Source organism: Erwinia aeris, assembly GCF_041224955.1.
Classification (GTDB): Bacteria; Pseudomonadota; Gammaproteobacteria; order Enterobacterales; family Enterobacteriaceae; genus Erwinia; species Erwinia aeris.
This window is the reverse complement of the sequence record NZ_JBGFFX010000012.1, coordinates 43,385-69,719: the sequence shown is the minus strand read 5'-3', so window position 1 is coordinate 69,719 and position 26,335 is coordinate 43,385. Positions and strand designations below refer to the sequence as shown.

General features: G+C 56.7%; 24 protein-coding genes, 1 other RNA gene and 1 other annotated feature. Of the genes, 12 read left to right on the top strand and 13 right to left on the bottom strand.

Annotated elements, in window-relative coordinates:
* Positions 1-465: 465 nt before the first annotated feature.
* From AB6T85_RS18055 to amtB, 4 genes are all read left to right on the top strand, one after another.
* Positions 466-2,241: a SmdA family multidrug ABC transporter permease/ATP-binding protein gene (locus tag AB6T85_RS18055; protein ID WP_369896350.1), complete on the top strand. Its 1,776-nt coding sequence runs from the start codon at positions 466-468 to the stop codon at positions 2,239-2,241.
* A complete protein-coding gene (locus tag AB6T85_RS18050) occupies positions 2,228-3,982 on the top strand; it encodes a SmdB family multidrug efflux ABC transporter permease/ATP-binding protein (protein WP_369896321.1) in 1,755 nt (584 codons plus the stop codon). The genes AB6T85_RS18055 and AB6T85_RS18050 overlap by 14 nt, the downstream gene beginning before the upstream one ends.
* A gap of 250 nt (positions 3,983-4,232) precedes the next feature.
* Positions 4,233-4,571 carry a P-II family nitrogen regulator gene (gene glnK / locus AB6T85_RS18045; RefSeq protein WP_125288441.1) on the top strand — a complete coding sequence of 113 codons (339 nt, stop codon included), beginning with the start codon at positions 4,233-4,235 and terminating at the stop codon, positions 4,569-4,571.
* Between the two features lie 20 nt (positions 4,572-4,591).
* Positions 4,592-5,893, top strand: a complete 1,302-nt coding sequence (gene amtB / locus AB6T85_RS18040; RefSeq protein ID WP_369896320.1) for an ammonium transporter AmtB — start codon at positions 4,592-4,594, stop codon at positions 5,891-5,893.
* Between the two features lie 62 nt (positions 5,894-5,955).
* On the opposite strand, the gene tesB is transcribed toward amtB, so the two are convergent.
* The gene (gene tesB, locus AB6T85_RS18035; RefSeq protein WP_301252343.1) at positions 5,956-6,816 is read right to left on the bottom strand and encodes an acyl-CoA thioesterase II; all 861 of its coding nucleotides are present in this window, start codon (positions 6,814-6,816) and stop codon (positions 5,956-5,958) included.
* A 199-nt stretch (positions 6,817-7,015) separates the two neighbouring features.
* On the opposite strand from tesB, the gene AB6T85_RS18030 reads away from it, so the two are divergent.
* On the top strand, positions 7,016-7,576 hold the full coding sequence (locus AB6T85_RS18030; protein ID WP_301252345.1) for a YbaY family lipoprotein: 561 nt from the start codon (positions 7,016-7,018) through the stop codon (positions 7,574-7,576).
* Positions 7,577-7,603: 27 nt separating this feature from the next.
* Here the strand turns inward: AB6T85_RS18030 and AB6T85_RS18025 are convergent, their stop codons facing one another.
* Positions 7,604-7,915, bottom strand: coding sequence for an MGMT family protein (locus AB6T85_RS18025; RefSeq protein WP_253455034.1), 312 nt, complete (start codon positions 7,913-7,915; stop codon positions 7,604-7,606).
* A gap of 189 nt (positions 7,916-8,104) precedes the next feature.
* Between AB6T85_RS18025 and ffs the strand changes: the two genes are divergently transcribed.
* Positions 8,105-8,201, top strand: an RNA gene (gene ffs, locus AB6T85_RS18020) — signal recognition particle sRNA small type.
* A 42-nt stretch (positions 8,202-8,243) separates the two neighbouring features.
* On the opposite strand, the gene hha is transcribed toward ffs, so the two are convergent.
* The 3 genes from hha to AB6T85_RS18005 all read right to left on the bottom strand — a co-directional run bounded on the left by hha (position 8,244) and on the right by AB6T85_RS18005 (position 9,368).
* The gene (hha, locus tag AB6T85_RS18015) at positions 8,244-8,462 is read right to left on the bottom strand and encodes a hemolysin expression-modulating protein Hha (RefSeq protein ID WP_125288446.1); all 219 of its coding nucleotides are present in this window, start codon (positions 8,460-8,462) and stop codon (positions 8,244-8,246) included.
* A gap of 28 nt (positions 8,463-8,490) precedes the next feature.
* Positions 8,491-8,871, bottom strand: a complete 381-nt coding sequence (gene tomB / locus AB6T85_RS18010; protein ID WP_125288630.1) for an Hha toxicity modulator TomB — start codon at positions 8,869-8,871, stop codon at positions 8,491-8,493.
* Positions 8,872-9,014: 143 nt separating this feature from the next.
* A complete protein-coding gene (locus AB6T85_RS18005) occupies positions 9,015-9,368 on the bottom strand; it encodes a hypothetical protein (RefSeq protein ID WP_253455033.1) in 354 nt (117 codons plus the stop codon).
* 411 nt (positions 9,369-9,779) lie between these two features.
* Here AB6T85_RS18005 and AB6T85_RS18000 point away from each other — a divergent pair, with 411 nt between their 5' ends.
* Genes AB6T85_RS18000 through AB6T85_RS17990 form a run of 3 tightly spaced genes read left to right on the top strand, consistent with a single transcriptional unit; the run spans position 9,780 to position 12,180 of the window.
* Entirely contained in the window at positions 9,780-10,442 is a 663-nt protein-coding gene (locus AB6T85_RS18000; protein WP_301252349.1) for a metal ABC transporter ATP-binding protein, read from the top strand.
* Entirely contained in the window at positions 10,439-11,305 is an 867-nt protein-coding gene (locus tag AB6T85_RS17995) for a metal ABC transporter permease (RefSeq protein WP_301252350.1), read from the top strand. The genes AB6T85_RS18000 and AB6T85_RS17995 overlap by 4 nt, the downstream gene beginning before the upstream one ends.
* Positions 11,302-12,180 carry a metal ABC transporter substrate-binding protein gene (locus tag AB6T85_RS17990; protein ID WP_301729883.1) on the top strand — a complete coding sequence of 293 codons (879 nt, stop codon included), beginning with the start codon at positions 11,302-11,304 and terminating at the stop codon, positions 12,178-12,180. Before AB6T85_RS17995 ends, AB6T85_RS17990 begins: the two co-directional genes overlap by 4 nt.
* Before the next feature lie 279 nt (positions 12,181-12,459).
* Here AB6T85_RS17990 and ykgO read toward each other — a convergent pair whose 3' ends face one another.
* From ykgO to AB6T85_RS17970, 4 genes are all read right to left on the bottom strand, one after another.
* Complete coding sequence (gene ykgO, locus AB6T85_RS17985; RefSeq protein ID WP_125288450.1) at positions 12,460-12,600, bottom strand: type B 50S ribosomal protein L36; 141 nt, start codon at positions 12,598-12,600, stop codon at positions 12,460-12,462.
* A gap of 9 nt (positions 12,601-12,609) precedes the next feature.
* Positions 12,610-12,861 carry a type B 50S ribosomal protein L31 gene (locus AB6T85_RS17980; RefSeq protein ID WP_253455026.1) on the bottom strand — a complete coding sequence of 84 codons (252 nt, stop codon included), beginning with the start codon at positions 12,859-12,861 and terminating at the stop codon, positions 12,610-12,612.
* Positions 12,862-13,305: 444 nt separating this feature from the next.
* On the bottom strand, positions 13,306-16,452 hold the full coding sequence (gene acrB / locus AB6T85_RS17975) for a multidrug efflux RND transporter permease subunit AcrB (protein WP_253455024.1): 3,147 nt from the start codon (positions 16,450-16,452) through the stop codon (positions 13,306-13,308).
* A gap of 17 nt (positions 16,453-16,469) precedes the next feature.
* Positions 16,470-17,654, bottom strand: a complete 1,185-nt coding sequence (locus AB6T85_RS17970; protein ID WP_253455023.1) for an efflux RND transporter periplasmic adaptor subunit — start codon at positions 17,652-17,654, stop codon at positions 16,470-16,472.
* A gap of 142 nt (positions 17,655-17,796) precedes the next feature.
* On the opposite strand from AB6T85_RS17970, the gene acrR reads away from it, so the two are divergent.
* Entirely contained in the window at positions 17,797-18,438 is a 642-nt protein-coding gene (gene acrR / locus AB6T85_RS17965) for a multidrug efflux transporter transcriptional repressor AcrR (RefSeq protein WP_301252353.1), read from the top strand.
* Here the strand turns inward: acrR and rsmS are convergent.
* Genes rsmS through priC form a run of 3 tightly spaced genes read right to left on the bottom strand, consistent with a single transcriptional unit; the run spans position 18,435 to position 19,444 of the window.
* The gene (gene rsmS, locus AB6T85_RS17960) at positions 18,435-18,599 is read right to left on the bottom strand and encodes a pleiotropic regulatory protein RsmS (protein ID WP_253455020.1); all 165 of its coding nucleotides are present in this window, start codon (positions 18,597-18,599) and stop codon (positions 18,435-18,437) included. The genes acrR and rsmS overlap by 4 nt on opposite strands.
* Positions 18,600-18,613: 14 nt before the next feature.
* The gene (locus AB6T85_RS17955; protein ID WP_253455019.1) at positions 18,614-18,859 is read right to left on the bottom strand and encodes a GlsB/YeaQ/YmgE family stress response membrane protein; all 246 of its coding nucleotides are present in this window, start codon (positions 18,857-18,859) and stop codon (positions 18,614-18,616) included.
* Between the two features lie 51 nt (positions 18,860-18,910).
* A complete protein-coding gene (priC, locus tag AB6T85_RS17950) occupies positions 18,911-19,444 on the bottom strand; it encodes a primosomal replication protein PriC (RefSeq protein ID WP_301729882.1) in 534 nt (177 codons plus the stop codon).
* 269 nt (positions 19,445-19,713) lie between these two features.
* Between priC and apt the strand changes: the two genes are divergently transcribed.
* Positions 19,714-20,265 (top strand): adenine phosphoribosyltransferase, encoded by a 552-nt coding sequence (gene apt / locus AB6T85_RS17945; protein WP_253455016.1) that lies wholly within the window; start codon positions 19,714-19,716, stop codon positions 20,263-20,265.
* Positions 20,266-20,311: 46 nt separating this feature from the next.
* Here apt and AB6T85_RS17940 read toward each other — a convergent pair whose 3' ends face one another.
* Complete coding sequence (locus tag AB6T85_RS17940) at positions 20,312-23,836, bottom strand: hypothetical protein (RefSeq protein ID WP_369896319.1); 3,525 nt, start codon at positions 23,834-23,836, stop codon at positions 20,312-20,314.
* A 516-nt stretch (positions 23,837-24,352) separates the two neighbouring features.
* Between AB6T85_RS17940 and dnaX the strand changes: the two genes are divergently transcribed.
* Positions 24,353-26,302 carry a DNA polymerase III subunit gamma/tau gene (gene dnaX / locus AB6T85_RS17935; protein ID WP_253455015.1) on the top strand — a complete coding sequence of 650 codons (1,950 nt, stop codon included), beginning with the start codon at positions 24,353-24,355 and terminating at the stop codon, positions 26,300-26,302.
* Positions 25,647-25,708: a sequence feature (DnaX frameshifting element), on the top strand. (Overlaps the previous gene by 62 nt.)
* Positions 26,303-26,335: the final 33 nt, after the last annotated feature.

Genomic DNA, 26,335 nt, shown 5'->3' with positions numbered 1-26,335 from the left:
CGTTGTGTTGCCCGCGCGGAAGCTGACAACATGGCTATAAACCTGACGGCAACGCCCTGGCGGCTCGGGTCGTTACGGTCATGCGTGCCAATGGTTCGTGAACAAAACGCTGTTTCTTCAGGTAACAACAGGCTGAACGTAACGCATTTACGGGAAAATCATTTACGCTATTCCCTGTAAACTACAGGGGCAACGGAGATTTATTCTTCTGCAGGCGCATACAAAAGATAAAACAGGGTCCAGGCTGTTTTTACGGCACCCGATAGCGGAACAAGGCCACCGTAAATTATGGCGGATGCCGCGTCTCTCATTACTCCGACATGCCGGAAACGCTTGAAATGGCCGGAACAGGAAGGCTATATTCGCGGCCGGGTCGCGCTGATGGCGGCGGTCCAGAGAAATAAATACACATTGGCGCTGCCGCTGAACCACGGCGCTCGCCCGAACCTGACCAGGACGTTTATTGTGCGACTTTTCAGCCAGTTGAGCTGGTACTTTATGCGTGAATGGCGCCGCTATCTTGGCGCCGTTTTTCTGCTGATTATCATTGCGCTGCTGCAGCTGCTGCCGCCGAAGCTTGTCGGTACTATCGTGGACGGCGTCTCCCATCAGCAGATGAGTGCTTCGCGCCTGCTGATGTGGGTGGGCGTGATGCTGCTCACGGCTATTGTGGTCTATCTGCTGCGCTACGTCTGGCGCGTGCTGCTTTTCGGCGCCTCCTATCAGCTTGCCGTCGAGCTGCGGCAGGACTTCTATCGTCAGCTTAGCCGTCAGCATCCCGAATTTTACCTGCGTCACCGTACCGGTGATTTGATCGCCCGCGCCACCAACGATGTGGATCGCGTGGTGTTTGCCGCCGGAGAAGGCGTGCTGACGCTGGTTGACTCGCTGGTGATGGGGCTGGCGGTGCTGGTGGTGATGAGCACGCAGATTAGCTGGCAGCTGACCCTGCTGGCGCTGCTGCCGATGCCGGTCATGGCGATAGTGATCAAACGCTACGGCGACCAGCTCCATCATCGTTTTAAGCATGCTCAGGCCGCCTTTTCGTCGCTTAACGACAGAACGCAGGAAAGCCTGACCAGTATTCGTATGATCAAAGCCTTTGGGCTGGAAGACCATCAGTCCGCACAGTTCGCCGATATCGCCCGCGACACGGGCCAAAAAAACCTGCGCGTGGCGCGGATTGACGCCCGCTTCGATCCCACTATTTATATTGCCATCGGACTGTCGAACCTGCTGGCGATCGGCGGCGGCAGCTGGCTGGTCTGGCACGATCAGATGACGCTGGGCCAGCTGACCAGCTTTGTCATGTACCTTGGCCTGATGATCTGGCCAATGCTGGCGCTGGCCTGGATGTTCAATATCGTCGAGCGCGGCAGCGCGGCCTGGAGCCGTATTCGCTCGCTGCTGGCAGAGGCGCCGGCGGTAGAGGACGGCAGTAAAACGCTGCCGGAAGATCGTGGCCAGCTGCAAATCGCTATCAGGGAATTTTGCTATCCTGGCGCGCAGCAGCCCTCGCTACGCCATATCAACGTTAACCTTAAGCCCGGCCAGATGCTGGGGCTGTGCGGGCCGACAGGCGCCGGGAAAAGCACGCTGTTAAGCCTGATCCAGCGGCACTTCGATATTGCGCAGGGCGACATCCGCTATCACGGTATTCCGCTGCCGCAGCTGCGTCTGGACAGCTGGCGTAGCCGCATGGCGGTCGTCAGCCAGACGCCGTTTCTTTTTTCCGACACCATCGCCAACAATATCGCATTGGGTCGACCTACGGCGCAGCAAAGCGATATTGAGCGCGCCGCGCGGCTTGCCTGCGTACATGAAGATATTCTGCGGCTGCCCCAGGGCTACGATACCGAAGTCGGAGAGCGCGGGGTGATGCTTTCCGGAGGACAGAAACAGCGTATATCTATTGCCAGGGCGTTGCTGCTGAACGCGGAAATCCTGATCCTGGACGATGCGCTGTCGGCGGTCGACGGCCGTACAGAACACCAGATACTGCATAATTTAAGAAAATGGGGCGCAGGAAGAACCGTGATTATCAGCGCGCACCGTTTGTCCGCCCTGACGGAAGCCAGTGAAATCCTGGTGATGCAGCAGGGCACGGTGGCCCAGCGCGGGCAGCATGAGGCGCTGATTGCCCAGGACGGCTGGTATCAGGATATGTATCGTTATCAGCAGCTGGAAGCCGCGCTGGACGAGGACGAAATCGCGAAAGGGGTGCCGCATGGCGAATCTTAATCAGCTCTGGCCCACGCTGAAACGCCTGCTGCGCTACGGTTCGCCGTGGCGGAAATCGCTTGGCCTGGCGATAGTATTGCTGTGGATAGCGGCGGTGGCGGAAGTGCTCGGCCCGGTGCTGGTCAGCTATTTTATCGATAACATGGTGGCGAAGCATTCCATGCCGCTGGGGCTGGTCACCGGGCTGGCCGTCAGCTTTCTCCTGCTGCAAATCCTGGCCGCCGCGCTGCACTACTGGCAGTCGCTGCTGTTTAACGAGGCGGCGGTAGGCGTAGTGCAGCGGCTGCGTACGGACGTCATGGACGCCGCGCTGCGCCAGCCGCTGAGCGCTTTTGATACCCAGCCCGTTGGCCAGATTATTTCACGCGTGACCAATGACACCGAAGTCGTGCGCGATCTCTACGTCACCGTGGTAGCCACCGTGCTGCGCAGCGCGGCGCTGATCGGTGCCATGCTGGTGGCGATGTTCAGTCTCGACTGGCGCATGGCGCTGGTGGCGATAATGATTTTTCCGGCTGTGCTGACCGTGATGCTGATTTATCAGCGCTACAGTACGCCTATCGTACGGCGAGTGCGTAGCTATCTGGCCGATATTAACAACGGCTTTAATGAAGTGATCAGCGGCATGAGCGTGATCCAGCAGTTTCGTCAGCAGGCGCGCTTTGGTGAGCGGATGAGCGAAGCGAGCCGCTCGCACTATCTGGCGAGAATGGAAACGCTACGGCTGGATGGCTTTCTGCTCCGGCCGCTGCTCAGCCTGTTTTCCGCCATGATCCTGTGCGGGCTGATGCTGCTGTTTGGCTTCTCCTCCAGCGGCAGCTTCGAGGTTGGCGTGCTTTACGCGTTTATTAACTACCTGGGCAGGCTGAACGAGCCGCTGATTGAGCTGACCACCCAGCAGTCGATGCTGCAACAGGCGGTAGTGGCCGGCGAGCGCATTTTTGAACTGATGGACGCGCCTCGCCAGCACTATGGTCAGGATAGTCGGCCGCTGGCCTCGGGGCGCATTGAGATTGAACATCTGAGCTTCGCCTATCGCGACGATCGCAACGTGCTCAACGATATCAACCTCAGCGTGCCTTCGCGCAGCTTTGTGGCGCTGGTCGGCCATACCGGCAGCGGGAAAAGCACGCTCGCTAACTTGCTGATGGGCTACTACCCGGTGAAGCAGGGTGAAATTCGCCTGGACGGCAGGCCGCTGACCGGGCTCAGCCACGGCGTGCTGCGCGAAGGCGTGGCGATGGTGCAGCAGGATCCGGTGGTGCTAGCCGACACCTTTTTCGCTAACGTGGCGCTGGGGCGTTCGATAAGCGAAGAGGCGGTCTGGCACGCGCTGGAAACCGTTCAGCTTGCCGAACTGGCGCGTTCGCTCTCCGACGATATCTATACGCGGCTGGGCGAACAGGGTAACAATCTTTCCGTGGGTCAGAAGCAGCTGCTGGCGATGGCGCGCGTGCTGGTCGCCTCGCCGCAAATTCTGATCCTGGATGAAGCGACGGCGAATATTGATTCCGGCACGGAGCAGGCGATCCAGAAGGCGCTTAAGGCCGTTCGTCAGCAAACCACGCTGGTGGTTATCGCTCACCGACTCTCTACTATTATCGATGCGGATACCATTCTGGTGCTGCACAGAGGCCATGCGGTAGAGCAGGGCAACCATCAGCAGCTGTTGGCGAAACAGGGCCGTTACTGGCAGATGTATCAGCTCCAGCTGGCGGGCGAAGAGCTGGAAGAAACGTAACACCGCTTCGCTGCACTAAAAGCAGGCGGCCGAGCTGATAAAACAGCGGCGATGCACAATTTCGACGCGTAACGCACCTTAATGGTGCGTTTTCTTTTTCCCTCTATGCTTAATGTCATCATCAGGCCGCCACGCGTACGCAATATCTGCCGCCGCGCCTTTTAAAACGCACGTTTCTGATTTATGGCACAGCCTTTGCTTTGGTTAACGCAGGGCGGAATCACCGTTTTCTTTAGCTGGAGGGGATCGTATGAAGCTGGTTACCGTGGTAATCAAACCGTTTAAATTAGAAGACGTGCGTGAGGCGCTTTCTGCCATTGGCATTCAGGGCCTGACCGTCACCGAAGTCAAGGGATTTGGTCGCCAGAAAGGCCATGCCGAGCTTTATCGCGGCGCTGAATACAGCGTGAACTTCCTGCCAAAAGTTAAAATCGATGTGGCGATAGCGGACGACCAGCTGGACGAGGTTGTCGACGTTATCAGCAAGGCCGCCTACACCGGCAAAATTGGCGACGGTAAGATTTTTGTCGCTGAACTACAGCGGGTTATCCGTATTCGCACCGGCGAAGCGGACGAAGCCGCACTCTGATCTCGGGGCTAAGAATTGTGATGGGATGGGATAAAATGAGAAAAATGACTACCTTCGGCCTCGCCAGCCTCAGCCTGTTGCCCTCGCTTGCGATGGCGGCACCGCCAGCCGTGGCGGACAAGGCCGATAACGCCTTTATGATGATTTGCACCGCGCTGGTGCTGTTTATGACGCTACCCGGCATTGCGCTTTTCTACGGCGGCCTCATCCGGGCTAAAAACGTCCTGTCCATGCTGACTCAGGTTTCCGTGACCTTTGCGATGGTGTGCGTTATCTGGATGCTCTACGGCTATTCGCTGGCCTTCAGCACGGGCAACGCTTTCTTTGGCGACTTCAGCATGGCGATGTTGAAAAACATTCAGCTGACGGCGCTGGTTGGAACCTTCTACCAGTATATTCACGTTTCGTTCCAGGCTTCCTTTGCCTGTATTACCGTCGGCCTGATCGTTGGCGCGCTGGCCGAGCGTATTCGTTTCTCTGCGGTGCTGATCTTTGTGGCTATCTGGGTCACTTTCTCCTATCTGCCCATCGCGCACATGGTCTGGTCCGGTGGACTGCTGGCGCAGGACGGCGCGCTGGACTTTGCCGGCGGCACCGTAGTGCATATCAACGCCGCCGTTGCCGGTCTGGTCGGCGCTTACCTGGTCGGCAAGCGTGCGGGCTTTGGCAAAGAAGCCTTTAAACCACATAACCTGCCGATGGTCTTCACCGGCACGGCGATCCTGTATGTCGGCTGGTTCGGCTTTAACGCCGGTTCGGCGAGCGCGGCTAACGAAATCGCGGCGCTGGCATTCCTGAACACCGTTATGGCGACCGCAGGTGCGATGCTGAGCTGGACGTTTGGCGAGTGGGCGCTGCGCGGCAAGCCTTCGCTGCTGGGCGTCTGCTCCGGTGCGATCGCGGGTCTGGTGGCGATTACGCCAGCCTGTGGCTATGTTGGCGTCGGCGGCGCGTTGGTTATCGGTATTATCGGCGGTCTGGCGGGCCTGTGGGGTGTTACCGTGCTGAAAAGATGGCTGCGCGTTGACGATCCCTGTGACGTGTTCGGCGTGCACGGCGTGTGCGGTATTGTAGGCTGCATCCTGACCGGCGTTTTCGCTTCTTCTTCACTGGGCGGCGTCGGCTATGCCCCTGGCGTAACGATGGGGCATCAGATTTGGGTGCAGCTCTATAGCGTAGGCATTACGGTGGTCTGGACGGGCGTGGTCGCCTTTATCGCCTTTAAGGTTGCGGATATGACAGTCGGCCTGCGCGTAACCGAGGATCACGAACGTGAAGGTCTGGATGTGAACAGCCACGGCGAAAACGCTTATAACCAGTAAGCCGACTCGCAGGAGCCGCCCTCGCTAACAAACCCCGCGCTCTGCGGGGTTTGTTATTTCAGCTACTGACGCAGGCGCATCACGCCTTCCTGCACCGTTGAAGCGACCAGTATCCCATCCTGAGTAAAGAACTCACCGCGTACGAAGCCTCTGGCACCGGATGCCGACGTGCTCTCCACGCTATAAAGCAGCCACTGATTCAGGTCGAAAGGGCGGTGAAACCACATCGAGTGATCGATAGTGGCGACCTGCATTCCCGGTTCCAGAAATCCTTTGCCGTGCGGCTGGAGCGCGACCGGCAGGAAGTTAAAGTCCGAGGCGTAGCCCAGCAGGTATTGGTGTATACGCCTGTCGTCCGGCATGGGGCCGTTAGCCCGCAGCCAGACATGGCGCACCGGTTCATCAACGTGGCCTTTCAGCGGGTTGTGAAATTTAACCGGGCGGATTTCAAACGGTTTTTCTGACAGGAACTTTTCACGCGCCTTTTCAGGGATAAAATGCGACAGCTGTTTGGCGATTTCGCCTTCCGTCGTCAGGGACTCCGGGCCAGCGACGTCCGGCATCGGTTTCTGATGCTCAAAACCCGTTTCCGGCGCCTGGAAAGAGGCGGTCATATAAAAAATAGGCTGGCCGTTCTGGATGGCGCTGACCCGGCGGGCGCTGAAGCTGTGCCCGTCGCGCAGGGTTTCTACGTCGTAAATAATGGCTTTCTGGCTGTCGCCGGGCCGCAAAAAGTAGCTGTGGAACGAATGGATAATGCGCTCCGCCGGGACCGTCTGCTTGGCGGCATAAAGCGCCTGGCCGACCACCTGACCGCCAAAAACCTGACGCAGGCCGAGATCCTCGCTCTGGCCGCGAAACAGGCCCTCTTCCAGCTTTTCCAGGTTCATTAAATTTAACAGTTCGTGCAGTGCCTGACTCATGGCGGCTTCCTCAATAGTCGGTTCCCTTTCAGTTTGCGAAACCGAACCCGCTGCCGTCAACGTCGGGGAAAAATATTCTTCCGCACGCGTTCCTTATTTGGCTTACAGGCGAAAATCAATAACCTGTGCCAGAATTAAGGCTTACGGGGCAGGCTTGCTGTCCCTTATGTCCCGCATTGATCGCAAGGAGAATAAATCAATGAAACTTTGGCCTGTATTGACCGGCGCCGCTTTGGCGGTCGCACTTTCCGGATGTGCTGATAAAGGTAGAGATGTCCCCACGCCGACGCTGGCTTCCAAAGTCGCGGGGGAAGCAGATACGCTGCGCCAGCCGCACGTTAGCGGAACCATTACGCTTCCGGCCAACGTGCGCCTGCCGCCTGATGCTTCATTAACCGTGATGCTTTCTGATGCTTCCCTGTCAGACGCACCGGCAAAAGTGATTTCACAGCGCGTAGTGCTGACCGATGGTAAACAGGCGCCGTTCAAATTTATCCTGCCTTTCAATCCGGCGGACATTCAGCCTGACGCCAGGATCCTGCTGAGTGCAGCGGTAATTGTCGATCGCAACGTCGTATTAATAGCCGATTCTATTAAGCCGGTTATTAACGGCGGCGGTACAAAAGACCAGACGCTTAACCTGAAGGCCGTGCCGGCGAAAGCCCTACCGACGGCTCAACGCGCGCCTGTGGCGGTACCCTCGACTTCACCTACGCTGGTGACGCCGACCTCAACCGTGCCTGCGCCAACTTCACTGTAATGGTTTCCGCCCCTTTACGGGGGCGGTTCATCCCTGCCAGCGGTAGCGCTCCAGCGCAATTTTTCCGTTATGATCCACTTCTACGCCCTCTGCCAATAAAGCCTGGCGTTGGCGATCGAGATCGGCGCCCGTCAACGAAATCTCACCCAACCGGTTAATGACTCTGTGCCATGGAAGCTTGCTGCCTGCCGGTAGCCGTTTTAATACGCCGCCAACCTGACGCGCGGCGCGCGGCGAACCCGCCAGCCGGGCAATATCGCCATAGGTGGTTACCTTACCGTAGGGAATAGCGGCAACAATTTGCCAGATACGGCGTGGAAAAGTGTCTTGTTCAGTCATCTCTGCTCCCCGTTACTGCAAATAAAGTAATCGAAAGCGGTCTTAAGCTGAAGGGAGGTGGCGGATAATAGCAGGGGAAAGGGCAATATTGTGCAAGAAAACAACGGTCGTTGGGCGCGGGCTTGCAATTGCCCAGGGGTTCATTGATAATGCCCTCGCTCCATTACATGGGGCAATCAATGGGGGCCCGGTTGGTTCTCCCGCAACGCTAACTTGTGAACTCGGTCAGATCCGGAAGGAAGCAGCCGCAGCAGGTGACGCGTGTGCCGGGATGTAGCTGGCAGGGCCCCCACCCAATTCCTCCGGGGAACCCTCACCGCTTCATCTCTTATCGTACAAACTTCCAGACAGAAACCGGCACTTTATCGTAAAGCTTATTCATGGTGAGTTCGGCAAGCCGATGATCCGCCGCTGAATAAAATACGGCCAGCTCATTATCAGATAATTCGTATTTGTTTTTTTCGATAACGCGTTCGAGCGTGTCAATTGAACGGCATCGTCTTAAACGCATCAGATAATCAGTTTTCGTAAGTAGTTTATCTGTCATTATTAAACCATTGAAAAAATAAAGGTTACTAAAATGAATGGCTTGTCTGTGCGGTAACGACAGCACATTCCTCTGTAAAAACGTTGAACAGCCGTTTCGCTGATTTCTGCCAGCGCTGAAGATCCTGGCCATTAATACCGTAGTTGCTGAAAAGCATAAAGGTATCGTCAAGATATTCATCAATCTGACTAATCAACTCGCTGTCTTCAATATGCTTAATTTTGTAATTCATGGTAAACCCGGCAATATGCTCAATCAGGTCATTAAGCTGCAGGTTAATTGCTGAAGTTGGATCGTTAACCCAGCCGTGATGGCTATCGCCTAACGTGGCCAGACTTTCATCATACAGGTTTTCACACAAAAATTTCAGCTGGGCAATATCATGCCTTTTCGGTGAGTATTCGTCCATCTTTTTCCCCTCCATAGCCAGTGAAAAATGGTATACCGCAGGCTTTCTGCGAGCGGGGTGCCAGGAAGCGATATTGAATCTCGTGCGAGTGCTTTAATAAATATAACTCTCTTAAATTGTATTTTGAGTACTATTACTAAAAATTACAATTCATCCGCGGCTGCGGCGCGTTCCGTATCAATAAAATCAAATATCAGCGCATCGGGCTGGCTTTCAAAATTTACTGACTGGGTGGTCGTTTCATCTGCATCGATATCAAGACAGGCGTTGAAAACGTTCCAGCAGAAACTGTAAGTCATTTTGTAACCCGACGGCGCCGTTTGTTCAACTGAAATAATTTTCACACTTCCCGGAACATATTGCGCATTTTGTGAATACCATAACAGTGAGCCAGTTAACTCGGTTTCTATTTTGGGAATAATCCGCTGAATAAGGCTAATCCATTCGGACTCATTTTCTTCATCAGGCGCTGAAGAGACAGGAATACGTTTGCGCATTTTTTCTCCACAGAGTTAATAAACGCTTATACAGATAATTGTTGTTAGCTTTAAAATAATCAAGCCGCTTAAAAAGAGAAAAAACTATCTTGATGATTTGACTGTTAATTATTTTAGTAGAGGATCCCGCTTTCTGCGATAGAAAAACCCGATTAAGGTGAAGAAATTTTATATAACCGCATCTCTTTTTATTACTTTTTGTGGAAATAAAAAGATACATTTTAGTTCAGCGCGCTTTCCATCATCGTAATATGCTATTGTTATGTTATAACGTAACTATAGTGCTGCCATGTTAAGTTTTACTGCTTCTTCTCGTCCCACATTACTGATGCAATCAGCCCGAGCACGTTTACTTTTTGCTCTGATCGCCGTGCTGGCTTTGCTGGCGCTGAGCGGATGGGCGGTATCCCCATGATTACGCTAACAGATCTCCGGGTCGGCTATCGCGGGAGCGCCGTTACCCCGTCCCTTAACGGGACGTTCCAGCCGGGGTCAATGACCGCGCTGGTGGGGGCAAACGGCTGTGGAAAATCCACGTTGCTAAAAACCTTCGCGGGCCTGCTGCCGCCCGTAAGTGGTCAACTCAGCTGCCTGACGCAGGATACAGCATGGTTACCGCAGCAATCCGAAATTGAGAGAAATTTCCCTGTCAGCGTAGCCGATCTGGTGGCGATGGGCTGCTGGCGACGCTGCGGCTGGTTTGGGGCTATCGGTCGACCTGAAAGGCAGCGGATTATGGCGGCGCTGGAAGAGGTCAATATGGCTGAATTCGCCGCCGCGCAGCCCGGCACGCTTTCTGGCGGACAGCTGCAGCGTGTGCTTTTTGCCAGGCTACTGGTACAGGATGCTTCGCTACTGCTGCTTGATGAACCTTTTACCGGCATCGATACGGCAACGACCAGTCTGCTGCTGGCGCTGCTGCAGGCGCGGCATCGGGCTGGCTGCACGCTGATCGTGGTGCTGCACGATATGACGATGGTTACGCGATCCTTCCCGCAGATCCTGCGGCTGGACTCCACTCAGGCGGAATGGATCACGCAATCGCCGGAACCGATCGTGTTGGAGTCAGCATGACGCTTTTACAGCCTTTTATCGAATTCGCCTTTATGCGCCGCGCGCTGGTTGCCTGCATTGCGCTTTCGCTCAGCGCCACGCCGCTGGGCGTCTTTTTGCTGCTGCGTCGCATGAGCCTGGTCGGCGACGCGCTTTCCCATGCGGTGCTGCCCGGCGCGGCTATCGGCTATTTGATTTCCGGCCTTTCGCTGGTCGCAATGGGCATTGGCGGCATTATCGCCGGGCTGTCGGTAGCGCTGCTGTCGGGCGCGGTCAGCCGCTATACGCCGCTGCGTGAAGACGCCAGTTTTGCCGGTTTTTATCTCGGCTCGCTGGCGCTGGGCGTGACGCTGGTTTCACTGCGCGGCTCCAGCGTCGATCTGCTGCATGTACTGTTCGGCTCGTTGCTGGCCGTTGATAATCCCTCGCTTCTGCTGGTCAGCGCGATAGCGTCGGTGACGCTGCTGGCGCTGGCGTTGATTTATCGTCCGCTGGTGATCGATGCCTTCGACCCTGCTTTTTTACGCGCGCAGAGCCGCTGGGCTGCACTGCTGGTACACGCGCTTTTTCTGATACTGGTTGTGACCAACCTGGTGGCAGGCTTTCAGGTTCTCGGCACGCTGATGTGCGTGGGGCTGATGATGCTGCCCGCAGCGGCATCCCGCTTCTGGCGTAAAGAACTGCCCGGCATGGTTGGCACCGCCATGACACTGGGGCTGATCGCCAGCTTCAGCGGTCTGTCGGCCTCATTCTACCTGGCGCTGCCTGCCGGGCCCGCCGTGGTGCTCTGCGCCGCGCTGCTGTTCTTTATCTCGATTTTAGTAGGGCCATGCGGCGGAATATTGCGCGCGCGTTTTTTTACTGTTGATAAGGAAAAAAGATGAAAAAGTTACCCCTTATGCTGGCGCTGGCCGCCCTGTGTGCCACGCCGCTGGCGATGGCGAAAACGCTGGAGACGGTAGCCAGCTTCACGGTGTTGGCCGATATCGTTAAGCAGGTCGGCGGCGAGCATGTAGAGGTAAAAAGCCTTGTCGGGCCGAATGGCGATCCGCACAGCTTTGAGCCGACGCCGCAGGACAGCCAGGCGCTGGCTAAAGCGGATGTGGTATTCGTCAGCGGCCTGGGGCTGGAAGGCTGGATGGACCGCCTGATTTCAGCCTCGGAATACAAAGGCCATGTCGTTGTCGCTTCAGCAGGCATTACGACGCGCACTATGGAGGAGGAGGGGAAAACGGTTACCGATCCGCACGCCTGGAACAGCATGAAAAATGGCGAAATCTATGCCAGCAACGTGATGAACGCATTGATTGCTGCCGATCCGCAGGATGCAAACGACTTCCGCCAGCGCGGCGCGGCCTATATTGCCCGACTGCAAAAGCTGGACGAATGGGCCGCTGACCAGTTTGCGGCCATCCCGGCGGCGAAGCGTAAAGTGCTGACCAGCCACGATGCCTTCGGCTATTTTGGCCAGCGCTATGGCGTAACCTTTATGTCGCCAGTCGGCTTCTCTACGGAATCTGAGGCCAACGCTGCCGACGTGGCGGGGCTGATTACCCAGCTGAAAAAGGAGCATATCCACAGCTACTTTATTGAAAACCAGACCGATCCTCGCCTGGTGCAGCAGATCGCTTCGGCAACCGGCGCCCGGCCCGGTGGCGAGCTCTACCCGGAAGCGCTGACGGAAAAAGGCGGTGCGGCCGATTCTCTGGAAGCGGCTTTTCGTCATAACGTAACGGCGATGCTGGCCAGCATGAAATAAAAAAGCGGGCCGATAACCGGCCCGCCTGAATAAATACTCCTGACCAGATAAAAGTAGCCTTCTTGTGGACTGCATTCCTCAGCGCTTTTTATTGCATAAGCAGCCTTCTGGCGGATCGCATTCTTCAGACGCTTTTTATGGCAAAAGCAGACTTCATGCCGGTTGCTTTTTCCCGGCATTTAATCGACAGAAATAGAGTACGTGGTGGATACGGTACCGGAAGAGAACGCGCACGATATTCTTTATGGCAAAAGCGGCTTTGATGCCGCTTGCATATCCTCAGCGCTTTTTCTTTTTGCCCTGAACGGCTTTAAAGCGCGGATTGCTTTTGCAAATCACAAAAACCCGGCCGTGACGACGCACGATCTTGCAGTCTTTATGGCGTTTTCTGGCCGAAGCCAGCGAGTTAAGCACCTGCATTTTCACTCCTTACTTACTAAAAAAGCGGCCAAAGCGCTGGTTAAAGCGGTGCGCGCTGCCTTCTTTGGCAAACTCTTTTTGTTTGCCGGTGTAGTAAGCATGGGAAGCCGAAGAGACGTCCAGTGTTACATAAGGCAGCGTTTTACCGTCCAGCTCGATTGTGCGGTCGGTTTTAATGGTAGAGCCGACGACAAAAAAGGTGTCGGCGCTGGTGTCGTGAAAAGCGACAGTGCGGTAAGCCGGATGGATTGCTTGTTTCATAAAATCCCCTGATTTTGTATGTTATAACATAACAATAATTATGCGCGCCGTGATTTTAAAATGCAAGCGTAAAGGAGGCACGCAGACCAGCAACGATAACGGAACACAGAAACAGAGAGCCCCGGAGCAGAAAAACATTGGAACAGGGGAGCAGGAGAGCAGGAGAGCAGGAGAGCAGGAGAGCAGGGGAACAGGGGAGCAAGGGAGCAAGGGAGCAAAGGAGCAAAGGAGCAGGAGAGCAGGAGAGCAGGAGAGCAAGGGAGCAGGGGAATAAGGGAACAAGGTAGCAGGGTACGAAAACAGAGAACAAAAAAGTATGGCGGGAAGATGATTGAAAGAAGAAGACGCGTGCGCTGCCAGAGACGGTCACAAAAACAGGCATTACCGGCACCTGAAGAAAAAAGAGGCCGCAAAAGCGGCCTCTTAAAGATCAAGCGGGATGCCTTAGTGAGGACGGTCCGTATGATGCGGTTCCAGATCCTCTTTATGCTTGCTGAAGCGGCGGCGAACCACCACGAAGAACACAGGCACGAAGAAGATAGCCAGAATAGTTGCCGTTACCATACCGCCCATTACGCCGGTACCTACCGCGTTCTGCGCGCCGGAGCCTGCGCCGGTACTGATGGTCAGCGGCAGTACGCCCAGGATAAAGGCCAGCGAGGTCATCAGAATAGGACGAAGACGCATACGTACCGCTTCCAGCGTCGCTTCTATCAGACCTTTGCCTTCTTTCTCCATCAAATCTTTGGCGAACTCGACGATCAGAATGGCGTTCTTCGCCGACAGCCCGATGGTGGTCAACAGGCCTACCACAAAGTACACGTCGTTGCTCAGGCCGCGCATAGTGGTGAACAGCAGGGCGCCGATAACGCCCAGCGGCACAACCAGCATAACCGAGAACGGAATCGACCAGCTCTCATACAGCGCTGCCAGACACAGGAACACGACGATCAGCGAGATAGCATAGAGCGCTGGCGCCTGGTTACCCGAGAGACGTTCCTGATAGGACATGCCCGTCCACTCGTAGCCAATGCCCTTCGGCAGCTTCGAGGCCAGCTCTTCCATCAGGTTCATGGCGTCGCCCGAACTTTTGCCTGGCGCAGCCTGACCCAGGATCTCCATAGAAGGCAGACCGTTATAGCGTTCCAGACGTGGTGAACCGTACTGCCATTTCGCGCTGGCGAAGGACGAGAACGGCACCATTTCGCCATTTGAGGCGCGCACGTACCATTTATCGATATCGCCAGGCAGCATACGAGCATCGGCTTGTCCCATCACGTAAACTTTCTTCACACGACCGCGATCGATGAAGTCATTGACGTAAGAGCCGCCCCAGGCCGCACCCAGCGTGGTGTTGATATCAGAAATAGACACGCCCAGCGCTTCCGCTTTTTCCTGGTCGATAGTCAGCTTGTACTGCGGCGTATCTTCCAGACCGTTTGGACGCATACCTACCAGCGTATCCGGATGCTGGGCAGCCATGCCGAGCAGCTGGTTACGGGCATTGGTCAGGGCTTCATGGCCCAGGTTGCCCTGGTCAATCAGCTCAAAGTCAAAGCCGGTGGCGTTACCGAGTTCGATAATCGCCGGCAGGTTAAACGGGATCACCATCGCATCTTTGATGGCGCCGAAAGCCTGCATGGCACGACCGGCAATGCCTTCCACTTTGTTTTCCGACCCGCTGCGCTCGTCCCACGGCTTCAGGCTGACGAAGGCAATACCGGTGTTCTGGCCGCGTCCCGCAAAACCGAAGCCGTTAACGGTAAACACCGAACGCACGTTATCCTTCTCTTTGGTCAGGAAGTAGTCCGTTACCTGGTCCAGCACTTTCTGCGTACGGCCCTGAGTCGCGCCGGCAGGCAGCGAAGCCTGAGCCAGCAGCAGCCCCTGATCCTCTTCCGGCAGGAAGGCGCTTGGCAGCTTCACGAACATATAAGCCATGCCGACCACAATCACCAGATAGATCAGCAGATAGCGGCCGGTGCTGCGAATGATATGGCCAACGCTGTCGGTATAGTGGTTGGTACTTTTGTCGAACATGCGGTTAAACCAGCCGAAAAAGCCGGTGGTTTTACCGTGGTCGCCTTTCTTGATCGGCTTGAGTAACGTTGCGCACAGCGCAGGCGTCAGGATCAGCGCTACGATAACCGACAGCACCATCGCGGAAACAATCGTGATGGAGAACTGGCGATAGATAACGCCGGTAGAGCCGCCGAAGAAGGCCATCGGAATAAATACTGCCGACAGCACCAGCGCAATACCGACCAGCGCGCCCTGGATCTGCCCCATGGACTTGCGGGTAGCCTCTTTAGGCGGCAGACCTTCTTCCGCCATCACGCGTTCGACGTTCTCCACCACCACGATGGCGTCATCCACCAGCAGGCCGATGGCGAGCACCATCCCGAACATCGTTAGCGTGTTTATCGAATAGCCGAAGGCGCTGATAATGGCAAAGGTCCCCAACAATACGACCGGCACAGCGATCGTCGGGATCAGCGTGGCGCGGAAGTTCTGCAGGAACAGATACATGACGATAAAGACCAGCACGATCGCTTCGATCAGGGTTTTTACCACCTCCATGATGGAGATTTTAACGAACGGCGTAGTGTCGTACGGATAAACCACTTTCAGGCCGGCCGGGAAGAACGGTTCCAGCTTGCCCAGCTCCGCTTTGACCGCTGCCGCCGTGTCCAGCGCGTTAGCGCCGGTAGCCAGTTTGATACCGATACCGGAGGCCGGTTTGCCGTTATAACGCGCGACAACCTCGTAGTTTTCACCGCCCAGCTCGATTTTCGCCACGTCTTTTAACAGCACGCGAGAACCATCCGTGTTGACTTTCAACAGGATTTTGCCGAACTCGTCGGTAGAGGTCAGACGGGTCTGCGCAATGATAGAGGCGTTAAGCTGCTGGCCCGGCACCGGCGGCGAACCGCCAAGCTGACCGGCGGCCACCTGGGCATTCTGCGCGGTGATAGCGCTGATGACGTCAACCGGCGTCAGCTGATAGTTATTCAGCTTGTGCGGGTCCATCCAGATACGCATCGCATACTGAGCACCAAATATCTGGGTATCGCCTACGCCGGTAGTACGGCTGATAGGATCCTTGATATTTGACGCCACGTAGTCCGCAATATCATTCTGCGTCATGGTGCCGTCTTCGTTGACGAAACCTGCCACCATCAGGAAGCTGCTGGAGGATTTTTGTACCTGGATACCCTGCTGCTGAACTTCCTGCGGCAGTAGCGGCGTGGCCAGCTGCAGTTTGTTCTGCACCTGAACCTGCGCGATATCCGGATCGGTACCTGACTCAAAGGTCAGGGTCAGCTGCAGCGTGCCCGATGAATCGCTGTTTGACGACATATACATCAGGCCGTCAATCCCGTTCATGTTCTGCTCGATAACCTGCGTTACCGAGTCCTGCAGCGTTTTAGCATCGGCACCCGGATAGGTGGCGCGAATCTGTACGGCCGGTGGCGCAACATTAGGATATTGCTCAATCGGCAGTTTTAGAATCGACAGCACGCCCACCAGCATAATAATGATGGCGATGACCCATGCGAAGATGGGGCGATCGATAAAGAACTTAGCCATGTATCAGCGGCTCCTGTTTAAGACTTCGGTTGGTCAGACTGCGTTTTGGTCACGTCGTCTGCACTCACTTCCTGCGGAGTCACAGTGGCGCCCGCTTTGGCTCGCTGTACACCGGTGGTGATGACACGGTCGCCCTCTTTCAGACCTGCCGTAACCAGCCACTTGTCGCCAACTGCCTGTTCCGTGGTCAAATTACGGGATTCCACTTTATTGTCCGCGCCCACGACCATTGCCGTAGCCTGGCCGGTTGGCGTGCGGGTAACGGCCTGCTGCGGCACTAACAGCGCGGAAGGATTGGTGCCTTCTTCCAGGCGAGCGCGCACAAACATACCGGGCAGCAGCGAATGATCCGGATTAGGGAACACGGCGCGCAGCGTAATGGAACCGGTCGTTTCGTCCACCGTCACATCGGAGAATTCCAATGTTCCGCTTTGCGCGAATTCGCTACCATCCGGTAATAACAGTTTCACTTTTGCCTTACCGTCGGCCTGCTGCAGCTTGCCAGAGTTCAGCTCCTGACGCAGACGCATGAAATCTTCGCTCGATTGCGTGACGTCGACGTAAATAGGATCAAGCTGCTGAACTGTGGCGAGAGCAGTGGTCTGGCCGCTCTGAACCAGCGCGCCTTCGGTCACGGCAGATTTACCAATGCGACCGCTGATAGGCGAAATCACTTTGGTGTAGGCCAGATTGATGCGGGCAGTCTCTACGCTGGCTTTTGCCACCTGTACGGCTGCGGCGGTCTGGCTCTGCGTCGATACGGCGTTATCGTAGTCCTGCTGACTGATATATTTGGTACCCATCAGCGGCTTATAGCGTTTAACGGTCAGCGCGGCGATTTGCGCGTTGGCCTGAGCCTGAGCTAAATCCCCTTTCGCACTGTCGTAGGTCGCCTGATAAGGCGCCGGGTCAATCTGATAAAGTGACTGACCGGCTTTTACATCGCTGCCTTCCACAAAATTACGCTTGAGAATGATGCCCGAAACCTGAGGGCGAACTTCTGCAACACGGAACGAGGAAGTACGACCCGGAAGATCGGTCGTAATGGTTAGCGGTGCGCTTTTCAGGGTAAGTACGCCCACTTCCGGCGCTTTTTGCTGACCGCCCTGTTGTGCGTCTTTGTTATCACATCCCGTTAGCACCAGGCTGCCTGAAAGCATCAGAACGGCCGCCAGAGGCGTTAACCCCCTGTTTTTGTTCATAAATAAACCTCGAGTGTCCGATATCGATTGTTCAATGGATCACAAAATCCATAAACCCATTGCTGCGTTTAAATTATGGTCGTGCTATGGTACATACATTCGCAAATGTATGTAAGTGCACCCTGGTTGTTAACATCCCCTTATGGCACGAAAAACCAAACAGCAGGCGTTAGAAACACGAAATCATATCCTTGACGCAGCTATCGCCAGGTTTTCCGAGCATGGTGTAGCGAAAACTTCTCTGGCCGACATCGCCGCCGCTGCCGGCGTAACGCGTGGCGCAATTTACTGGCACTTCAAAAACAAAACCGATTTGCTCAATGAAATATGGGCGCAGTCCGAGACCGGACTGGAGAATATAGAGCTTGAGTATCAATTAAAATACCCATCCGATCCACTCTCTGTTTTACGCGCCATGCTGACTTATGTCCTTGAAGCTACGGTAAGGGATACGCGCAGGCGTGCGCTGATGGAAATTATCTTTCATAAATGCGAATTTGTCGGCGAAATGACCACGTTGCAAATGATGCAGCAAACGTTATATCTGGAATGTTACGACAAAATTGAAGATGTATTGCGGCAGTGCATGACGCAGCAGCAGCTGCCGGGCGAGCTGGATACGCGGCGAACGGCCGTGGTCATGCGCGGCTATATAACCGGTATTATGGAAAACTGGCTGTTTATGCCGGAAAGCTTCGATCTGGCTTCGGATGCGCCGCAGCTGGTAGAGGTGCTGCTTGATACCGTCATGCACAGCCCGGCGCTCCGCAAGGCCGCCTGCTAGGGAAGGGCGCCTGGATTTTCGCCGCGCGCCTTTTTCTCAAAATCTCGTTGCACGATAGCTAAAGCAGCCAGTACCGTTTGCGGCGCGATCTGGTTCTCTTCAAGCAGCATAATCAAATCAACAGCCAGCTTTACTTCTTCTGGCGCGCTTTCCAGCGACATATTCTTCTCCCGATTTAAATACGGAGTTTTTTAGCAACCAGCACCATCAGCAGCGCGCCAGCCAGCGCAATCAGCTGCGCTCTGGGTTCCGCTACGGCCAGGCTGCCATAATTAAAAAAGACCCCGATATAGCCGCCGACCAGCGAGCCGATGATGGCCAGCGCCAGCGTCGCTATCAGGCCGCCGGGGCGGCCAGGAAAGACATAGCGGGTAACGAATCCTACCGATAGCCCGATGATTATCCAGGAGAGAAGTCCCATTTGCGATCTCCAGTCAGCTTTTTCAAAAAGTATAGCAACGCCGCTGCGTACTCATTGTCGGTCGCGGTTTTCAATCGCGCGCTCGATTTTTTTTAATGCCAGCAGACAACGCTGTAACCGCCCCTCCAGCGCCGCGATTTCCTGCTGCAGCTTCCGCTGCTGCGCCAGCGTTTCCTGATGAGCAAGCTGGCTTTCCCGATCGGCGACCATTGCGCGCAGGCGGCGCTCGTAATCCTGATGTTTCGCCAGCTTCTCGTAAAGATTCTCCGGCTCTGGCTCCGGTCTGGTTTCGCTGTTGCGCAGCTTTAGCGTAGCCAACTCGCGCTGTAGCGCGCTTATCTGCAGCACCACGCGTTCGGCCATCCAGGCAACGCGCTCCGTGCGGTGGCCGTTTACGCTTTGCCTGAGTAAGGCCATACTTTGCCGCGCTTCCTGTAGATAGTCGGCAAGCCGCGTACCGTGGCAGTGAAACAGCTGGCTGTCAAAACGCGCTTTCGCGGTGCGTTGGTTAGCGTGAGGCGCAATGGTCTGCGCCAGTTGTTCCAGCTTTGCTTCCAGCTGCTCAAGCAAATGGGCGCTTTTCATTTTTCTCTCTCCCCTGGTGAGCCGCGCCTATAATACGCTTAATTTGATCGATCTGTGCGCTGGTCTGCTTTTTCCTGAGCGACTCAGGTTGATTAAGGGCAACAAATACGTGGATTTTGCTTCCGACGGTTGCAATTGTCGGACGATTTGCATAGATTTGGTCGTTTTCGTGCGTGGCTTCCCCCGGACACTCCCGTCTTGCTCTGCGACTTCCTCGCCAGAGCAACGAAGCTGCGCGAGTCAGATTTGTATTTACCAGGCATAACACTATGACCGCGACTGCGCAGCAGCTTGAATTTCTTAAAAACAGTATCAAAAGCATTGAGGATTATCCTAAGCCAGGCATTCTGTTCCGTGACGTCACCAGCCTGCTGGAAGATCCAAAAGCCTATGCACTCAGCATTGAACTGTTGGTTGAACGCTATCGTGATGCAGGTATTACTAAAGTTGTAGGTACCGAAGCGCGCGGCTTCCTGTTTGGCGCGCCGGTGGCTCTGGCACTTGGCGTAGGCTTTGTGCCCGTACGCAAGCCGGGCAAGCTGCCGCGTAAAACCTTCGCTGAAACCTACGAGCTGGAATACGGCACGGACTGTCTGGAACTGCATTGCGATGCCATCGGACCGGGCGACAAAGTGCTGGTGGTAGACGATCTGCTGGCTACGGGCGGCACGATTGAAGCGACCGTCAAACTGATCCGTCGCGCAGGCGGCGAGGTAAAAGACGCGGCGTTTATCATCAATCTGTTTGATTTGAGTGGCGAAGCGCGCCTGAAGGCGATGGGGCTGGAGTGCTTCAGCCTGGTGAACTTCCCCGGTCACTAAGCCGTTGCAGAAAAAAAAAGGCTGGCGCTTGCCAGCCTTTTTTTATTTAAAATTTTATGTTGAAGGAGGCCGAAACCGCCTGAGCAGTTTCGTGCGACGATTTTTGCAGGTCGTAATGCAACCCATAGGTCAGATCGCCTTTTTGCAGCACCGCGCCCGTGCTGAAGCTGAAAGCCGAACCGTCGGCAAGCCGGGACTCGCTCCAGCCCGTGCCGCTAACGTCGGCCATGCTGACGCGGGTACCGTGAGTGGTATCGCCGGTGGTGGCGATAAATGAAAGATCCACTCTGGGCTTCAGCGTATAGCCCGATTCGTACTGAAATTCGCGAGCCAGGCTGACTCCCAGCGGCACCGACCAGAGCGAGGCCGAAGCGGCAGCGTTATTGAACAAGGATTTACCGCTGCTTTTCGCCGTAAAGCTATTGGTTTTCAGCCGGGTGTAGCGCAGGCCGATATGCGGTATCACATCCAGATATTCCAGGTTGAACAGATACTCCGCCGTCAGCCCGGCGCTTATGATGGTTGATTTCGCTTCGCCTGAGAGGGTTGGGTAGCCCGCAGCCGGAAGCGACATCTTCATATCATGGCTCACCCGCGAGTAGTCTACGTCAGCCACCAGATCCCAGTTATTGTTCAACCAGCTGCCGTACAGGGAGCCGCCCCAGAAATCCAGGTCGTTTTTCACCGGATAGAGATTACCGCTCGTCCTGCTTTTTCCCCGGCCGGTATGCAGTGCGACGCCGGTTTTCAGGATCGCGCCCTGTTGCGTAATCAACGTATCTTCAGCGCCGATAAAAGCGCCGCCCATACTGGTTTTACTTTTACTGTCAAAACCGCCAGCGCTATAGCCTTTCAGACGGGCGTTATCGTAGAACAGCGATGTCCACAGATTAAAGCCTTCTTCCGGCGGCGTACCGTCAAAAAGATGTTCGCTTTGGGAAAGATGGCGGGCGAGGGCGCGGGTCGCGGCAGACATCGTCTGATAGCTGGCGCCTGCAACGTTAGCCACGGAGGCGAAGTTAATGGCGGATTCCACCAGGCGTGCAGCGGTCGCGGCATCGCTGACGTAGCGCACGTCCATCGTTTGTGAAAGGAACTGCTGGGCAGCGTTGTCGGAAGCCGTGTTTACCCCTACTTCGGCGGTCATCGCCTTAAGCAGCTTTACCGAGCCGGCAGAGAGTTTCGGCAAGGCGGCGCTGTAATCGGCATTGCCGAGCGTAAGCAGCGTTCCTTCTGCATCGGTCGATGAGGTCGCCATTATCAGACGGCTGGTGGTATTAATGTTCGCCTGCTGCCAGCCGGGCGTCGTCAGGGGGTTTGCTCCTGTTGCTATCGTAAAACTTTCACCGGCGGCTACGCCATCATCCGTCAGCACCAGCAGGCCGGCTTTATTGTCAATCTGCGCATTGCCCAGCGCCAGCGCGACTTTGCCGGAGTCTATGTAGGATCGGGCATGGATCACCGTTAGCGAAGAGGATCCTAATCCCTGCGTTGCCTCATCGCCGCCGATCCGCCAGGCGAGCTCGTTGCTGGCGAAATCGATCGTGCCGTCGCCGCTCAGGATCAGCTTGCCGTTCCAGCTTGTTTGCAGCGCTTGCTGAAGCTGCGCCACGCTTTCCTGCCAGTGATGCGCGTTCAGCTCCGTAGAGCCAAAAACGATCGAGCCGTCGCCGCTGACGGTCAGCGTTCCCTGCGTCGCCTCCAGCGTTTTACTGGTAAAGGTGCCGCCGCTGACGATCAGGCTGCCGTTGTTCAGTTCCGTATTATTGACCCGGAAAGTCCCGCCGCTCTGCAAATAGCGCCCGTCTGCCGTTGAGGCGACGCCGGTCAGCGCGTTCCAGACCGTGGCGGTGCCGATAGCCAGCGTGCCGGCGGTAAAGGTGCCGCCGCGCAGTTCCAGCTGGCCCGTGCCGCCAGCGCCAGCTGTCTGCGCCCAGGCGCTGCTGTTTAATACGCCGTTGTGGCTGCCGCTGGCCCCGCCGAGCTGAACGGTTGTACCGATTTGGCCGCTGCCTCTGGTGAAGATGGCGATACCGTTGCCGCCGTTACCCGCTTTGCCGCCGTTGCCCGAGCGACCTTTGGCACCGTTGTTGCTGCCGCCATCGCCCGCATCGCCTCCCTGGCCGCCCAGCTGTAGCGTGCCGCCGTTGTTGAGCGTACCGCTGTTAAACCACAGCGTACCGGCCGCGCCGTTGGAAGCATTGCCGCCACTACCGGCGGCGGCGCTGCCCTGTAACGCACCGCCGTTGCCGCCGCTGCCGCCGTCGCCGCCAAGAGATATGCCGGAGGTCACGGTCAGCGTGCTGCCTTCCACCGTCAGCGTGCCGGTGCCGGCCTGTCCGGCGTTGCCGCCCAAACCGCCCTGGCCGCCAGCTGCGCCTTTTCCGGCTGCCGCAACGCTATCCACCGCGCCTGCCTGGCCGTTGCTGCCGCTGTTGCCACCGTTAGCGCCTTTCCCACCGTTAGCGCCAACCTTCAGCGCCTGCGCGTTTACGGTGCTGTTGTTAAGCAACAGCCTGCCTTCGCCACCGTTGCCGCCGTTAGCGCCGCGCCCGCCGTTTCCGCCTTTAGCGCCGCCGCCGCCGTTGCCGCTGTCGCCCGTTTCGCCTGTGACGTTGGTTTCGACATAGGGATCGGCGGTGTGTCCCGCATCGCCGCCGTTGCCGCCGTTTGCGCCATCGCCGCCGTCCGATCCGTCACCGGCTGCGCCGCCGACGGCCAGCGTACTTCTGACCGTTACCGTAGTGCCGTTGAGGGTCAATACGCCGCTGCCGCCGTTACCGCCATCGGCTCCGTTGCCGCCGCTGCCGCCTTTGCCGCCCGCGCCACCGCTGCCGCCGTTGCCCGGCATCCCACCGGCAGCCTGCAAACCGGGGACGCCCGCCTCGCCGCCGCTTTTTCCGGCACCGCCGCCGCCGCCGGGCTGACCGTTTCCTCCCGCACTGGCGGCGCCGCCATCACCGCCGACGGCCAGAACCGTGCTGGTAAAAGCGCTTTGATTAATAGTCAGCGTGCCGTTTCCGCCTGCCGCCGCGACGCCGCCGCTGCCGCCGTTCGCGCCATGACCGCCGCTGCCGCCGTCGCCACCGTTACCGCCATCGCCGCCCATGCCTGCATTACCGCCGCTGCCGCCGTTTCCGCCTTTTCCTGCCGCGCCGCCGCCGGCACCGGCTGAGGCTTCGCCCGCCAGACCGCCATGGCCGCCGCCGCCGCCAATTTGCAGTATGCCCAGCTGTCCTTTCACATTATGCAATGAGCCAGTCGCGTCGGAGCCTCTGGTGCCGATCGCGCCGTCGACGCCCGGCGTGCCGTTGGCGCCGTTGCTGCCCGACACGCCGTTGCTGCCGCTGCTGCCGTTGCCGTTTCCCGCCGCGTTAGCACCGTTGCCGCCGTTGCCGCCGGTGCCTGCTTCACCCGGCAGGCTGGCGGTGCTGCCGCTGCCGCCATCGCCGCCCTGGGCGCCGACGGTAATATTATCTTCCGCCTGGGCAGAATGAATAAAAACGGTGCCGGGCGAGATAAAGATCGCCAGCGCGTTAAAAGCGCCGAGCCATCTTTTTTTATTCTGCATACCCGGCTTTTCAGGATGAAATGTCCTTTTCTTATTTTCCATTTTACCAGTCCATTAGTTTTATTTGACAAGGATTGTATAAATTTTTCTTATAAAATCGCTTATTTTCAATTGGTTAAATATAATGTAATTTGATTGACTCTTAAATAACTCCAGCTCCTCCAGCTATTGTTTAATAAAGATATTTTTTAGGGTGTCGTTATTAAATACGTTAATTTTTGGAGGGTAAATCTGTTTTGTCATTTTAGGAAAAGTGACTGATTTTCGGGTTGTGCGGTTTTCTGGCTGCAACAGGTAATTTTCTGCCCAACTTCACGCTATTCTTTTTTTATCATTATCTGAACGGCGTTTTTACTGGTGCTGGCCACAAGCGGATTTAGCCGCTGGTTTTACGCAAAGTGATAGGAATGACCCAGGCCGTACTGGTACACTGTAGCGGCAATCAGCAACGAGGCTAAAACACGGGTTAACGGTGTTTAGATGAATTATTCTCTATAAATCAATGATGAATCACGAATGAGCTACCAGGTACTGGCCCGCAAGTGGCGTCCCCAGGCGTTCAGTGATGTCGTCGGTCAGGAGCACGTGCTGACCGCGCTGGCGAACGGCCTGTCGCTTGGCCGCATCCATCACGCTTATCTTTTTTCCGGCACCAGGGGCGTGGGAAAAACCACTATTGCCCGTCTTCTGGCAAAAGGCCTTAACTGTGAAACCGGCATTACCGCTACGCCCTGTGGAAAATGCGACAACTGTCGCGAAATCGAACAGGGCCGCTTTGTCGACTTAATTGAGATCGACGCCGCCTCGCGCACCAAGGTCGAGGATACTCGCGATCTGCTGGATAACGTGCAGTACGCGCCCGCGCGCGGCCGCTTTAAAGTTTATCTGATCGATGAAGTGCATATGCTTTCGCGGCACAGCTTTAACGCGCTGTTGAAAACGCTGGAAGAGCCGCCCGAGCACGTGAAGTTTTTGCTTGCTACTACCGATCCGCAAAAGCTGCCGGTCACTATTTTATCGCGCTGCCTGCAATTCCATCTGAAGGCGCTGGACGTTGGCCAGATCCGTGGCCAGCTTGAGCACGTGCTGGAAGCGGAGCAGATCGCCTCCGAAGCGCGCGCGTTACAGCTGTTGGCAAGAGCCGCCGATGGCAGTATGCGCGACGCGTTAAGCCTGACCGACCAGGCTATCGCCATGGGGCAGGGGCAGATCACCACGGCGACGGTCAGCACTATGCTTGGCACGCTGGACGACGAGCAGCCGCTGGCGCTGATCGAAGCGCTGGTGAACGCCGAAGGCGAGCAGGTCATGTCTTTGCTGGACCAGGCCGCTTCACGCGGCGTCGAGTGGGAAGCGCTGCTGGTAGAAATGCTGACGTTGCTGCACCGCGTGGCGATGATACAGCTGCTGCCCTCCGCGCTGGGCGAAGAGTTCGCCACTGCCGAGCAGCGCCTGCGCGAGCTGGCGCGCGTTCTGCCGCCTGCCGACGTACAGCTTTATTATCAAACGCTGCTGGTCGGCCGCAAAGAGCTGCCGCTGGCACCCGATCGCCGCATGGGCGTAGAGATGGCGCTGCTGCGCGCGCTGGCTTTTCATCCTAAACAGGTGATTGCAGAGCCGGTCGCGCGTCCTGCGATGGTGCCGCAGGCTCAGCCTTCAGCGCCGGGCCAACAGGAAACGATCCCGTCGCCGTCCGCAGCGCAGAGCCAGCCGCCGGCAGGCCCGGCGCCGACGCATACCGTGCAGGCCAGCGCGCCGCTGCCTGATACCACCAGCCAGCTGTTGCAGGCGCGAACGCAATTGATGCGCCAGCAGGGAGCGACCAAACTAAAAAAGAGTGAGCCGGCAGCGCCCAATGCGCGGCCGGCAGGCTCGGCGCTGGAGCGGCTGGCTGCCGCGACCGAGCGTGGTCAGAAGCGGCAAAGCGCCGTTATCGCGACTGAACCGGTAAAGCCGGAGGCCTATCGCTGGAAAGCGCAAACCGTCGAGGCGAAGCCAGAACCGGTGGCCACGCCCAAAGCCTTGCGCACGGCGTTAGAACATGAGAAAACCCCGGAGCTGATGGCGAAGCTGACCACGGAATCGCAGCAGCGCGACGCCTGGGCGGCGGAAATCGCCGGGCTGACGCTGCCGAAGCTGGTGCAGCAGCTGGCGCTGAACGCCTGGAAAGAGCAGACGGCAGACGGGATCTGTCTGCACCTGCGTTCCAGCCAGCGTCACCTGAACTCGCCGTCGGCGCAGAAAGCGCTGAGCGAGGCGCTGAGCGCGGCGGCAGGCAAGCCGGTTGAACTGACGCTGATTGAAGACGATAATCCGACGGTGCTGACGCCGCTGGAGTGGCGACAAAAAATCTACGAAGAGAAACTGGCGCAGGCGCGTCAGTCAATTATCGCGGATAATCATATTCAGACGCTGTGTCGCTTTTTTGATGCGGACGTGGATGAAGAGAGTATTCGCCCCCTTTGAAACGCTGTTCCCGTGCTGCGGCATGAGTACGGC

Bases quoted from the DNA above. Each gene is read 5' to 3' on its own strand.
- AB6T85_RS18050 (WP_369896321.1), top strand. From the start codon at position 2,228: ATGGCGAATCTTAATCAGCTCTGGCCCACGCTGAAACGCCTGCTGCGC.
- glnK (WP_125288441.1), top strand. From the start codon at position 4,233: ATGAAGCTGGTTACCGTGGTAATCAAACCGTTTAAATTAGAAGACGTG.
- amtB (WP_369896320.1), top strand. From the start codon at position 4,592: ATGGGATGGGATAAAATGAGAAAAATGACTACCTTCGGCCTCGCCAGC.
- tesB (WP_301252343.1), bottom strand. From the start codon at position 6,816: ATGAGTCAGGCACTGCACGAACTGTTAAATTTAATGAACCTGGAAAAG.
- AB6T85_RS18030 (WP_301252345.1), top strand. From the start codon at position 7,016: ATGAAACTTTGGCCTGTATTGACCGGCGCCGCTTTGGCGGTCGCACTT.
- AB6T85_RS18025 (WP_253455034.1), bottom strand. From the start codon at position 7,915: ATGACTGAACAAGACACTTTTCCACGCCGTATCTGGCAAATTGTTGCC.
- hha (WP_125288446.1), bottom strand. From the start codon at position 8,462: ATGACAGATAAACTACTTACGAAAACTGATTATCTGATGCGTTTAAGA.
- tomB (WP_125288630.1), bottom strand. From the start codon at position 8,871: ATGGACGAATACTCACCGAAAAGGCATGATATTGCCCAGCTGAAATTT.
- AB6T85_RS18005 (WP_253455033.1), bottom strand. From the start codon at position 9,368: ATGCGCAAACGTATTCCTGTCTCTTCAGCGCCTGATGAAGAAAATGAG.
- AB6T85_RS18000 (WP_301252349.1), top strand. From the start codon at position 9,780: ATGATTACGCTAACAGATCTCCGGGTCGGCTATCGCGGGAGCGCCGTT.
- AB6T85_RS17995 (WP_301252350.1), top strand. From the start codon at position 10,439: ATGACGCTTTTACAGCCTTTTATCGAATTCGCCTTTATGCGCCGCGCG.
- AB6T85_RS17990 (WP_301729883.1), top strand. From the start codon at position 11,302: ATGAAAAAGTTACCCCTTATGCTGGCGCTGGCCGCCCTGTGTGCCACG.
- ykgO (WP_125288450.1), bottom strand. From the start codon at position 12,600: ATGCAGGTGCTTAACTCGCTGGCTTCGGCCAGAAAACGCCATAAAGAC.
- AB6T85_RS17980 (WP_253455026.1), bottom strand. From the start codon at position 12,861: ATGAAACAAGCAATCCATCCGGCTTACCGCACTGTCGCTTTTCACGAC.
- acrB (WP_253455024.1), bottom strand. From the start codon at position 16,452: ATGGCTAAGTTCTTTATCGATCGCCCCATCTTCGCATGGGTCATCGCC.
- AB6T85_RS17970 (WP_253455023.1), bottom strand. From the start codon at position 17,654: ATGAACAAAAACAGGGGGTTAACGCCTCTGGCGGCCGTTCTGATGCTT.
- acrR (WP_301252353.1), top strand. From the start codon at position 17,797: ATGGCACGAAAAACCAAACAGCAGGCGTTAGAAACACGAAATCATATC.
- rsmS (WP_253455020.1), bottom strand. From the start codon at position 18,599: ATGTCGCTGGAAAGCGCGCCAGAAGAAGTAAAGCTGGCTGTTGATTTG.
- AB6T85_RS17955 (WP_253455019.1), bottom strand. From the start codon at position 18,859: ATGGGACTTCTCTCCTGGATAATCATCGGGCTATCGGTAGGATTCGTT.
- priC (WP_301729882.1), bottom strand. From the start codon at position 19,444: ATGAAAAGCGCCCATTTGCTTGAGCAGCTGGAAGCAAAGCTGGAACAA.
- apt (WP_253455016.1), top strand. From the start codon at position 19,714: ATGACCGCGACTGCGCAGCAGCTTGAATTTCTTAAAAACAGTATCAAA.
- AB6T85_RS17940 (WP_369896319.1), bottom strand. From the start codon at position 23,836: ATGCAGAATAAAAAAAGATGGCTCGGCGCTTTTAACGCGCTGGCGATC.
- dnaX (WP_253455015.1), top strand. From the start codon at position 24,353: ATGAGCTACCAGGTACTGGCCCGCAAGTGGCGTCCCCAGGCGTTCAGT.